General features: G+C 25.8%; 11 protein-coding genes and 2 tRNA genes. 12 read left to right on the forward strand and 1 reads right to left on the reverse strand.

Annotated features, from left to right (window positions below):
- Positions 1-265 precede the first annotated feature (265 nt).
- The 6 genes from AAT22_RS03365 to ptsG all read left to right on the forward strand — a co-directional run bounded on the left by AAT22_RS03365 (position 266) and on the right by ptsG (position 8,270).
- Positions 266-1,141 (forward strand): zinc ABC transporter substrate-binding protein, encoded by an 876-nt coding sequence (locus AAT22_RS03365; RefSeq protein WP_047000253.1) that lies wholly within the window; start codon positions 266-268, stop codon positions 1,139-1,141.
- A 39-nt stretch (positions 1,142-1,180) separates the two neighbouring features.
- Positions 1,181-1,256: transfer RNA gene (locus tag AAT22_RS03370), tRNA-Trp, on the forward strand.
- 215 nt (positions 1,257-1,471) lie between these two features.
- A tRNA-Trp gene (locus tag AAT22_RS03375) sits at positions 1,472-1,547 on the forward strand.
- Positions 1,548-1,697: 150 nt separating this feature from the next.
- Entirely contained in the window at positions 1,698-4,937 is a 3,240-nt protein-coding gene (locus AAT22_RS03380) for a sensor histidine kinase (protein WP_047000254.1), read from the forward strand.
- Positions 4,938-5,119: 182 nt separating this feature from the next.
- Positions 5,120-5,968, forward strand: coding sequence for a PRD domain-containing protein (locus AAT22_RS03385; protein ID WP_047000255.1), 849 nt, complete (start codon positions 5,120-5,122; stop codon positions 5,966-5,968).
- A gap of 256 nt (positions 5,969-6,224) precedes the next feature.
- Positions 6,225-8,270, forward strand: a complete 2,046-nt coding sequence (gene ptsG, locus AAT22_RS03390; protein ID WP_047000256.1) for a glucose-specific PTS transporter subunit IIBC — start codon at positions 6,225-6,227, stop codon at positions 8,268-8,270.
- A 59-nt stretch (positions 8,271-8,329) separates the two neighbouring features.
- On the opposite strand, the gene AAT22_RS03395 is transcribed toward ptsG, so the two are convergent.
- Positions 8,330-9,259, reverse strand: coding sequence for a hypothetical protein (locus AAT22_RS03395; RefSeq protein ID WP_052953898.1), 930 nt, complete (start codon positions 9,257-9,259; stop codon positions 8,330-8,332).
- A gap of 220 nt (positions 9,260-9,479) precedes the next feature.
- On the opposite strand from AAT22_RS03395, the gene AAT22_RS03400 reads away from it, so the two are divergent.
- The 6 genes from AAT22_RS03400 to AAT22_RS19350 all read left to right on the forward strand — a co-directional run bounded on the left by AAT22_RS03400 (position 9,480) and on the right by AAT22_RS19350 (position 12,711).
- Complete coding sequence (locus AAT22_RS03400; RefSeq protein WP_016208012.1) at positions 9,480-9,662, forward strand: alpha/beta-type small acid-soluble spore protein; 183 nt, start codon at positions 9,480-9,482, stop codon at positions 9,660-9,662.
- Positions 9,663-9,992: 330 nt separating this feature from the next.
- Positions 9,993-10,367, forward strand: a complete 375-nt coding sequence (locus AAT22_RS03405; protein WP_016208011.1) for a GntR family transcriptional regulator — start codon at positions 9,993-9,995, stop codon at positions 10,365-10,367.
- Positions 10,360-11,058, forward strand: coding sequence for an ABC transporter ATP-binding protein (locus AAT22_RS03410; RefSeq protein WP_047000257.1), 699 nt, complete (start codon positions 10,360-10,362; stop codon positions 11,056-11,058). The genes AAT22_RS03405 and AAT22_RS03410 overlap by 8 nt, the downstream gene beginning before the upstream one ends.
- 17 nt (positions 11,059-11,075) lie before the next feature.
- The gene (locus AAT22_RS03415; protein ID WP_047000258.1) at positions 11,076-11,774 is read left to right on the forward strand and encodes a hypothetical protein; all 699 of its coding nucleotides are present in this window, start codon (positions 11,076-11,078) and stop codon (positions 11,772-11,774) included.
- Positions 11,775-11,787: 13 nt separating this feature from the next.
- Positions 11,788-11,955, forward strand: coding sequence for a hypothetical protein (locus tag AAT22_RS18985; protein WP_156174279.1), 168 nt, complete (start codon positions 11,788-11,790; stop codon positions 11,953-11,955).
- Between the two features lie 537 nt (positions 11,956-12,492).
- A complete protein-coding gene (locus tag AAT22_RS19350) occupies positions 12,493-12,711 on the forward strand; it encodes a TnsA endonuclease N-terminal domain-containing protein (RefSeq protein WP_052953899.1) in 219 nt (72 codons plus the stop codon).
- The last annotated feature ends 11 nt before the right edge of the window (positions 12,712-12,722 follow it).

Here is a 12,722-nt window from a genome sequence, read left to right on the forward strand (position 1 = left end):
TTAGCAGCTATCAATCATAGAAAACTGTGAATTGTGCACTGTGAACTGTGAACTAAAATAAATTTCTTACATCTATTCTATCTAAAAGAATCAAAAAAAGAAAGTTTAAATGTTATACATAATATGGAAATCTATATATTTATGTAGTAAAATAGTAAATAAATATAATTGTAATTAATATGTAATATAATTGTAATTTTTAAATACAAATGATAAGATATTATGAAAGTATGAAAAAAATATAAATTCCGTGGAGGAAGTTTTTATGAAGAAGTTAACATATGCATTAGTTATTTTTACTTCTATTTTGTTTCTAGGTTTAACATTTTCTTATAATCCTTTGATGGCTAATCCAACTGACGAGTTTGATGAGGAAAAGGATATATATTTAAACATATTAACGGTTAATAAAGAACAGTATGAAATGACTAAAGCATTAGTTGGAAATAATCATAATGTTGAATATTTATTTAGTGATGAAAAAGAGATAGAATCATTTAAAACTAATGATAATATGATAAGCAATGTTTTAAATATGGATTTATTTATATATAATGGATTAAACTACGAGGACTGGATAAATGATATAATAGATAACTCAAAAAACTCTAATGTTGGAATTATAAATATGAGTAGAGGAATAAGGCCAATTACAACAGAATTAAAATCTGAAAATAAAGAAAATCCGTATTATTTATTAGGATTTAATGAATATAAAATTGCATTATATAATATAAAGACAGCATTACAAGAAAGAGACATTAAAAATAGAAGTTATTACGAAGAAAATTATAATAAATTAGTTAAAGAGTTGGATGATTTTTTATCTAAATCAAAAGAAGAATTAAAGAACTATAAGAATTATTCTATAATTACAGATACTGATAAATTTGATTATTTATTTAGAGATTTAGGAGTACAAGTAAAGAAGATAAAAAATAATTCTTATGATTATGATGGAACTAAATTTATATTAGTTCATGATAAAGAATTAGGAAACTTAGATGACTTAAAGAATAAAATGAAAACTGATTTTTATTATATAGAATTAGAGACTAGTAGCACTAATAGTAAGGTATTAACAGACAATGTTATAAGGTTAATAGATGCTATAAAAAATAAAAGTAGCAATAATGGTTGATTTTTATGTATACATAAGATATAATAGTTATTGTTGCAAAGGGGTATAGCTCAATTGGTAGAGTAGCGGTCTCCAAAACCGTTGGTTGTGGGTTCGATTCCTACTGCCCCTGCCAAATAAAAATTAACTTATAAGTATCTTAATATTTATTAAATGCTTATAAGTTAATTTTTTGCAGTAATTTATAAAAATTATCTGAAACTTATAATTTATTATTTATAATAAAATTCTTCATAATAATTAAAGTGGTATTGTTTACAAAAAAAGCGAATTTTGTTAATTATGTTGTTGACAAGTATTAAATTGTCATGATAGAATAAATTTTGTTGAAGGGGTATAGCTCAATTGGTAGAGTAGCGGTCTCCAAAACCGTTGGTTGTGGGTTCGATTCCTACTGCCCCTGCCAAATAAGAGAGTGTAATTTTACACTCTCTTATTTTTGTATAAAAAATATAGAATTGCCTAAAAATGCATAAAATTATATAAATAAACAATAAATCTGATATAATATATTTATTAAAAAGTTGAAATTTATATTTTTTTACGAGGGATGAGGATGAATAAAAGGTTATACAAAATAATACTTAATATATTAGTGATAGTTACTATACTAACTAATATAAGTTTAAATGTATCTGCTCTAATTAATGAAGATAAAAATATTAATTTTAAGAGAATAACTATTGAAGATGGTCTATCTCAAACATCTATTGAATACATATTTCAAGACAGTAAAGGGTATATGTGGATTGGAACAACAGATGGATTAAATAGATATAATGGAGATAAGTTCGAGATATTTAGGTATAAAGAAGATAAACCTAATAGTATAAGTAGTAACTATATTTCGGCAATAAATGAAGACGCAGAAGGTAATATTTGGATTGGGACATCTAAAGGATTGAATAAGATAAACGCAGAAACTAAAGAGATTAAAATGTATTTACCAGAAGTAGATGGATGTAATCTATCAAATGGTAATATAACAGAAATAATGATAGATTCTAACAATGACATATATATAGCTACCGAAGATGGGTTGAACATATATCATAGTGATATAGATAATTTTGAACGTTTATATAATTCAGAGGATGAGAGATATACATTAAGTAGCCAATTTATATACTCTATAATAAAAGATGATAATAATAATTTATGGATTGGTACTGAAAATGGATTAAATAAGGTTCCGGAAGATTCAAATGAAATAGTTAAATATTACAAAAATGATTCTGAAAATTCAATTAGTGATAATTTTATATTTAAACTATATTCAGATGATGCAAATAATTTATGGATTGGCACATATAGTGGAGGATTAAACCAATTAAACATTAACACTGATAAAATAGAGGTATTTGAAAATAATACTGAAGATAATGAATCATTGCCTGGAAGTTTTGTTAGATATATATTAAGAGATAGTAGAAATATGTTATGGATAGCTACTAATAATGGATTAAGTAGATTTGATGAGGTTAATAAAAAGTTTATAAATTTTGAATCTAAAATATATGATACGCAAAGCATAATAAGCAATAATATATTAAGTTTATTTGAAGATAAGTCAGGATATATATGGGTTGGAACATATGAAGGAATAAGCTTATTTGATCCACAAAATTCATTTAAAAATTATAGAAGTGATCCAATTGATCCTAACTCATTAAGTGAAAAAATGATTGCAGGAATATATGAAGATAACGAAGGTCTTTTATGGGTAGGAACTGTACACAGTGGAGTAAATATAATAAATAGAAAAAGTGGTGAAATATCAAAGTTTGAATATATAAATAATCCAAATGCACTAATGGAAAATAATATTAGAGATATAGTAGGAATAAATGATGAAATTTGGATAGCAACAGAAGTTGGATTAATTAGATATAATAAATCCACTAAAGAATCTACAAGGTTTTTAAATAATGGAAGTAATAACTGCTTAGTTTCAAATGACGTAAGAACATTATATATTGATAAGGAAGGTATCCTCTGGATAGGAACTAGAGAGGGCTTATGTACTTTTGATAGAAATGAAAAATTTAAATCATATTCGGATATTCTACTTAGGAATGGAATATCCGATGGAATGATTTCAGATATAATAGAAGATGATGAAGGAATAATTTGGATAGCATCTGGACTAGATGGTGGATTAAGTAGTTTAAACAAAATTACAGGACAAATAAAGAATTATAAGAATGACAAATATGATGATAATAGTATAAGCTTTGATTCAGTTAAATCAATTGCAATAGATAGTAAAAATAATCTATGGATAGGAACTCACTATGGATTAAATAAGTTTGATAGAGAAACTGAAAAATTTTATAGATATACAGAAAGCGAAGGCTTATCAAACAATTTTATTTATGGAATTTTAATTGATGAAGAAGATAATCTTTGGATAAGTACAAATTATGGATTGTCTAAATATGATACTAAAAGAGATAAATTTATAGAATATACTGCAGCAGATGGATTGCAAGGAAATGAATTTAATGGCTTTTCATATTTTAAAAGCACTAAGGGAGAAATGTTTTTTGGTGGAACAAATGGACTTACATATTTTTTCCCGCATGAATTAAAGGAAAAAAAATTTGTACCAAGCGTTACACTTGAGAGTGTTTATAGTAGAGAACACGAATTCTTAGATTTATCTAATATATTTATAAATTATAAAAGTAATCATATACAATTCAATTTTTTTATGCCAGATTATAGAAATGTTAATAAGATTCAATATGCATATAAATTAGATGGATTAGACGAATCATGGGTTTTTTCTGAAAATAGAAATTATGCAAGTTATACTAATCTAGAAGCAGGTACATATACCTTTAAAGTAGTTGCAAGAAACTCAAGTGGAGATTGGAGTATTCCAACGAGTTTAACCTTTGAGGTTGGGATGAAGCCATGGGAAACCCCTGTAGCATACATAATATATATTACTATAGTAGTTTTAATAATATATGTAGTTTGGAATAGAGTAAAGATATTAGATAGTTTAGTAGAACAAAGAACTAGTGAATTAAATAATAAACTCAAGGAAAATAAGGAACTTTACGATAAACTTATTAAAAATGAAAGATACAAAAATAATTATTTTGTTAATTTGTCCCACGAATTAAGAACTCCACTTAATGTAATTATATCTACACAACAGTTAATCACTAACTTAAATGAAAAAAATGAGCCAATACCAAAAAACAAAATAGATTATTATATGAAGACTTTAAGAAGAAATTCGGATAGATTATTAAAATTGATCAATAATATAATTGATACTTCAAAAATAGAATCATGTTCATATAAGTTACACATAAAGGAGCATGATATTGTTAATTTAGTAGAAGAAACAGTTTTATCTATGAAAGATTTTATTGAAGAAAATGATATTAAACTTATTATAGATCCAGATATGGAAGAAAAAATAATAGAGTGTGATAGTATTGAAATTAAGAGATGTATAGTTAATTTAATAGGTAATGCTGTTAAATTTACTCCAGAGGGAGGAAGAATTGAAGTTAAAATAACAGATTTATATAAAAAGGTGAAAATATCTGTTAAAGATACAGGGATAGGAATAGAGGAAAAGTATCATGAAACTATCTTTAATAGATTTGGCCAAGCGTATAATGAAGCGTCAGAAGAATATGGAGGAAGTGGATTAGGCTTAACTCTTACAAAGCAATTGGTTACTCTTCATAAAGGAAACATAATAGTTAAAAGTGAAATTGGGAAGGGAAGTGAATTTATAATTATATTGCCAGTTAAGCAAAATAAAAATTAGTAAAAATTAACAAAATTATATTGCTGACTTCCTATAACCTTGACAGTGAATATTGAGAATGATATTATAATTATAAGTAAGAATATGGATTGTTACTGTAAAGCAGGCAATACCTAAGTTAAGATAGGTTAATATCTTAATTTAGGTATTTTATTTTCCAAAATAAGGAGAATGAGAATGATATGATTGTAGAAAAGATATTAAACAATAATGTAGTTGTTTCAATAGATCCAAAAACTAAAAAAGAGGTCATATTAATGGGGTCTGGAATTGCCTTTAAAAGAAAAATAGGGCAAGAGATAGAAGATGATAAAATTGAAAAGGTATTCGTAGTTGATGATAAGCGAATGGGTAATAAACTTAAGAAGCTTATAAATCAAATACCAGACGGAATTTTTGAACTAGCACATGAAATTATAACTTATGCAGATAAAGAGTTAAATAGAAAATTAGATAAGCAAATATATATTTCCTTATCTGATCATATTGCATTTGCAATAAAAAGATATAAAAATAAAGTACAAATAAAGAATGATTTATTAGAAGAAATAAGAAGAATACACAAGGAAGAGTACAAAATAGCATTATGGGCAGTAGGCTATATAAATAATAAACTAAGAATAAACTTACCTGAAGACGAAGCAGGATTTATAGCATTGCATATTGTCAATGCAAGCTACCAAGAAACTGCTAAAGAATCAGTGGTAGCAACAAATATAATTAAAGGTATATTAAATATAATTAGATATTATTATTCAGTAGAATTTAATGAAGAAGATTTAAATTATGATAGATTGTTAACACATCTTAAATATTTTGCGAAAAGAGTAATAACTAATAATCAAAATGAAAATGATACTAGTGAATTTTTAGAAATAGCATCAAGAAGTTATCCAGAAGCTTTTGATTGTGCAGAAAAAATAAAAGTATATATAGAAAATAATTATGATTATAAAGTAAATGAAGATGAAATAGTATATTTAACTATGCATATTCATAGAGTTATTTCTGTATTAAGAAGTAATCAATAAAATACTTATTTATGTTCTTAATATATTTTTTACTCTTTAGAAAATTATAAAAAAGTTTATTTTTGAATAGCTTCTTATAATTTTCTTTCTTAAATCTTCAAGTGGATATATATAAATTTGCAGTTACTTGGAGTGAAGTAAGTTAATAAGCAAATTTATATATATCCTTTTTTTATTCTTTAGGAAATTATAAAGGTTTATTATGTGGATTACTATTTATTAGATGATTATTCAAATTAGTATATTAGGAGGAAAAATGAATACTGTATTTTTAAAAAAATCATTTGGTATTCTTCAAAGAATAGGGAAATCATTGATGCTACCAGTAGCACTATTACCAGCGGCAGGTCTTTTAATGGGATTTGGAACGTTATTTCAAAATGCCGATGTAATAAGCAAGATTCCTATATTAGCTATAGATAAAATTCAATTAGCAGCAAATATAATGTCTTCTTCAGGAGATATTATATTTTCTAATCTGCCACTTATATTTGCGGTGGGAGTAGCAATTGGGATGAGTAATGGGGACGGGGTTGCAGCATTGGCCTCCATTGTAGCATTTTTGATAATGAATATTACTATGGGAATAACAGCAGGTGTAAGTCCGATGAATATAGAGACAAATCCAATGTATGATATGGTTTTAGGTATTCCTACTCTCCAAACAGGTGTATTTGGAGGCGTAATTATAGGAATGGCATCAGCTTTAATATATCAAAAGTTTTATGATATACAATTACCAGAATTCTTAGGATTCTTTTCAGGAAAAAGATTTGTACCTATAGTAGCTGCTATATCAGGTCTTATATTAGGTATTTTAATGGCTATAATATGGCCTCCAATACAAAACTTTCTATTATTATTTTCAAGGAGTATGATAGGAACAAACCAAACAATTTCAGCATTAATTTTTGGTATTATAGAAAGAGCATTAATACCATTTGGGTTGCATCATATATGGTATAATCCATTTTGGTATCAATTTGGAGAATATATTAATTCATCAGGTCAATTAATTATAGGAGATCAAGCCATATTCTTTGCACAGTTAAAAGATGGAGTTGATTTCACTGCAGGAACATTTATGACAGGAAAATTTCCATTCATGATGTTTGGCCTTCCAGCAGCTGCATTAGCTATGTACCATGAAGCTAGTAATGAAAAAAAGAAATTAGTAGCAGGTATATTATTTTCAGGTGCACTTACATCTTTTTTAACAGGAATAACAGAACCTATAGAGTTTATGTTTTTATTTGTAGCACCAGTATTATTTGCAACTCATTGTATATTTGCAGGGCTATCATTTATGATAATGCAAATTTTAAATGTTAAAATAGGTTTGACATTTTCAGGAGGACTTATAGATTTTATCTTGTTTGGTATATTACCAAATAGAACAAGATGGTGGTGGGTAATAATAATAGGTCTTATATTTTCAGTTATATATTATTTAGGTTTTAGATATATAATAAGAAAATTAGACTTAAAAACGCCAGGAAGAGAAAAGGAAGAAAATGAAATTGATATAGATATTTCAGATGGTGACTTAGCCTATAATGTACTAGAAGCTTTTGGAGGAGCTAAAAATATAAAATATTTAGATGCCTGCATAACAAGAGTCAGGGTTACAGTAAAGAATTTAAGTTTAGTAAACAGAAGTAAGCTTAGATCATTAGGATCAGCAGATTTAATGATAATAGGAGATAATATTCAAGCTATCTTTGGACCAAAGTCAGATATACTTAAAGGACAAATGAAAGATATTATGGATGGTAAGGAGATAGTAGTTAAAAAGCCTAAAAGGATAGAGAAAATAAAAAAGGGAATTAAAACAGAAAGCTTTATTACCATACCGGTTACTGGGAAATTATTAAGATTAGAAGAAGTACCAGATGCGATATTTTCTATGAAACTTATAGGTGATGGATTTGCGATAAACCCCAAAAATAATGTTCTAATATCACCAATAAAGGGAATTATTTTAACAATTTCACCAACTTTTCATTCAATAACAATAAGAGGCACGGATGGTTTTGATATATTTATTCATATAGGAATAGATAGTATAAATTTAAGAGGTGATGGCTTCAAGGCATTTGTGCAAGAAGGAGATATTGTAAAGGAAGGAGATTTATTAATAGAATTTCCTTTAGCAGAAATGAATAAAAAGTTAAAGTCACCGATTATTCCTATAATATTTAAAGGATTATCTAAAGATAAATTTATATACTTTAAAGATAATATAGAAGTAATGTCTGGAGATATGAATAAAGTAGAGATACATGAAAAGTTAAAATTATAAAAATGAGTTAAAGATTATTAATACTTAATAGTATAATATCTTTAACTCATTTTAATTATTTAATTATTTTCATATAATGGAGCCCCTTCAATATATAAACCATTTTTATTCTTAAGCCAATTAGAATAACTTTCTTTATAATTTGATGAGCTGTTTTCTAAGGTATAATTATAAAAATACTCTAAAAAGGTTCCTCTAAACATACTATCTGTAAGAACTATTCCTCCAACAGAAATTTGATCATTAAGTATTGTTGATAATGATAAATTAGAGCTGTTTTTTAGCATTTGAAACATAGCCATAAACATAGTTGTTCGCCCTTCTCCAGCATGACAATGAAATAGTAAATGAGCATCATCATCAAGATTATTCACAAAATTTACAAAGTCATCAACCTCATTGGGAGCTGGAATGAAGTTATCTCTAACAGGAATTCTCTTATATCCAAGTCCAAAATTCTTACAAAGATTTTCTTCGTTTAGTATAGTTGAAGATTTTATTGACTCTAAATATTCTCCAGTAGGTTTAAAGATTGGAATATTATTTCCTAAAGTTATTTTTGATAAATCTTCAGATTCGTATTTTAGTGTAGCTTCAGAATTTAAATTATTATTTATAGTTTGAAAAAGACTATAATAACTTATTGGATTATCATCGATAAAGCCATGAGATTCTTGTCTTAGATCTACAATAATTATTTTAGGACTATTTATGGCTACCTTTATATTATCTATTTGACTAGGTCTAAATTGAGCGCAACCAGAAATATTTAATTCTTGAATACTCCTAAATCTAGGAGGCAGTTTATAATTTTTCTTTATATCTAATATCAAGAACTTATCCTGAAGAAATGGAATATTATCGGGAGCGTTAGAAATAGCCATAGTTATAATGAATTTATATAATAAAAAGAATGTTGCTAAGAATACAATAAAAATATAAATAGGATTATGATTAATATTTTTATTTTTTAAAATAGAATTCTTCATATAGAACCTCCCAAATATGTATTATATCTAATACATATTTTGTGCATAAAAACTTAAAATATCCTTTTATATAAAATATTCTAAAGTAGCTATAAATTACTAAGCATATAAATTTTTATAAGGGTTAATATAATAGTGTAAACAAAAAGCTTTTAAATGAGAGGGAGTTCAAATTTAAAAGAATGTTTACAAAACCAAATAGCCAAAGGAGGAATTACAGATGGCAAAAACATTAGTTCCAGAAGCAAGAAAAGGATTAAGTGCATTCAAGAATGAAGTTGCATCAGAGTTAGGAGTTCCATTTAGCGATTATAATGGTAACCTAACATCAAAACAATGTGGTTCCGTAGGTGGCGAGATGGTAAAAAGAATGGTTGAACAATACGAAAGTTCAATAAAGTAAGCCACAGGAACAAATTTAATTAGGGGTAATATACAATATGGATATACCGCCAAAGAATTAGTATTGTGACCATTCACAAAAAGAGAAGTTTTCTGAAATAAAAACTTAATTTTTATTTCAGAGGCTTCTTTTTTCTTTAGGGAATTATAAAAATTAATTTTATAGTAATAAAAATAAATAAAAAGCTATATATTATGGAGTAATAGCGAGATAATTTAATGTAATAAGATTTAATTAACATATTTGACTATAAAAAGTAGTAGCCAAAACAACAGTATCAGTGTACTATGTAATTAATACAGTAATACTGATAAGAAAGGAGATAAAAAAATGGTACTTGAATTGAGTTCAAAAGAACCTATATATCTTCAGATAATTGCTTATATAAAAAAGAAAATAGTTGCAGGTGAATTAAAGAAAGGGGAAAGGATTTTGTCAGTAAGAGATTATGCAAGCGAGTTAAAGGTTAATCCAAACACAATACAAAAAGTTTATTCAGAATTGGAAAATGAAAACTTAATATATACTCAAAGAGGAATTGGAAAATTTGTTACTGAAGACGAAAAAAAGATTAATGAGTTAAGGCAAGAATTATTTAATGAAACAATAGATAAATTTATTGAAGACTCTAAAGCATTAGGATTTACTAAAGAAACTATATTGGCAATTATATCATCAAGATATAAGGAGGATAAAAATGAATAATTTATTAGAAGTAAATGATGTATATAAGTCTCTTAAAGGAAAGCATATATTAAATGGAATAAATTTAAGTTTACAAAAAGGAAGAGTACTAGGAATAATGGGACCTAATGCTCAAGGTAAAACAACACTTTTAAATACTATACAAGGATTTTTAAAAGTTGATAAAGGGGATATAAAACTAGATGGAATATCTATAAATTCTGAAACTAAAAATCACATTGCATTTTTACAAGATAGAAATATTTTTAATAAAACCATGAAAATAAAAGATGCAATAAATTTATATGCAGATTTCTTTGATGATTTTGATAAAGAAAAAATGAAATATTATTTAGACTTCATGAATTTAGATGATAAATCAAGAATAAAAGAATTATCTAAAGGTATGAGTGAAAAACTTAGTTTATCTTTAACTTTAAGTAGAAAAGCAAAACTATATATGTTAGATGAACCTATATCAGGTGTTGATCCAGTATCAAGAGAAAAAATTCTAGATGCTATATTAGAAAATTTAAGTGAAGAAAGTTCAATGATAATAACAACTCATTATATTGGTGAACTTGAGAGAATATTTGATGAAGTAGCATTTTTAGAAGAAGGAAAAATAATAGAATATGGAGACGCTGAAGAATTAAGAGAAAGATATAAAGCATCAGTAGATGAAATTTATAGAAAGATATTCACAGAATAATTTATAGGAGGAGAAATATGAAGAATGTTTTTAATATTTTAAAATATAATTTTGGTAAATACAATTCAGGAATAAATAAAATATTATATATAATAGCGCTTGTAATATTAATATTTTCAACATGTGGAACATTTATAAGGATACCATTTGTAGCAGAATTTATATCTGTTATTAACATTGCATTTGTTTCTTTATTTTTAGTTGTTAATTTTATAGTTTCATTAATAAAGTTTTCATCACAAATATCAAAGGATAAAGGTAAATTGATATTTACTTTACCAATTAAATCTTGGGAATTTATAATTGCAAAATATATGGAATTCATTATTTTACAAGGAATCATAGCTCTTATTGTGTATGTTATAACAAGCTTTACAGGAAATTCAATGGCTGATGCAGTTAAGGTAACAGCATTAGCAACAGCATATGGAACTACAATAGCTTATATAATAATTACATCTTTTATAGTAATTTTTTCATCATATATCAAAAATCTAGGATTATGTATATTGACAGTTATAATAGGTGGAGGAATTATCCAAGGTTTTGTATCAAAGATTAATTGGCTTATAACTAAACTATTTCCATATGTATATATTGAAATAGGATCTTTTATAGAAATAGATATAATATCATCTTTATTATGGATATTGTGGATGGTAATTTTAGTAATTACATCAATAAATCATCTAGATAAGAAACTAGATATAATTTAAAGGGGGAAATAATATGAGAAAAATCTCTAAGATTATTTTAATAGTGTCTTTAACTGTTACATTATTAACTGGTTGTGGAATAAGATTTGGGATTGAAAGTAGAAGGAATAACAATTCAGATAATTCAGTTAATTATAGCGGGGAAAGTATAAATAAAACAGAATCAATATGTGAATTATAATTAATAGTGACACTTACTATAAATTATATTGGCATAAATAAAATATGTATAACTGACACAGATATAAAAAATATTATTTTAAAAAGTTATTAAAATAGAAAGAAAATCAGGATTAAAACCTGATTTTCTTTTTTATATTAAGATTGTTTATATATTTTTAGTTAAGATTTCTTTTGTAGTTTTACAAAATGATTTTCATCACTTCTTGGTGTTGCTTTTAAACAAAGTCTAAACTTCTAAAATAAAGTTGAATCAAAATTAAATAAAATGTTAATACTATAACGAAAAATTTGGTATTAATTAAGTTTCAAATGCTAGACGTTTTTATTAAATGTCTAGCATTTTTTGTTTAAGAGGTGATGAAATGGCAAAAAGAAAAAGAATAAACAATATTGAAAAAATGATTAAAGAAGGGTTGGGTCTGGCATAGGAAGTTCATATAAATCCTGGATAAAAATACAATATAAACCTTATTTAGGTAGAGTTACAAGAGTTAAAGGAATAAAGAGTAAAAGACAACATTAATTATTATAGGATATGGAAAGGAATTATTTTTATTTATTAGAATATTCAGATTGCGTTGTTGATATAAGAGAACAGTATTCACTATTGTCGATAGAAGATAGTATAATTATTGCGAATGAATTAGGAATTCAGCATCCTAAAAATCCCGCTACTACTGAAGAAATTGTAATGACAACAGATTTTTTTATAACTATAAAAACTAAAGAAGGAACAAAAGCGGTTACGGCATAGCCATCAAGCTA

It is taken from the genome of Clostridium sp. C8 (assembly GCF_001010885.1).
Classification (GTDB): Bacteria; Bacillota; Clostridia; order Clostridiales; family Clostridiaceae; genus Clostridium; species Clostridium sartagoforme.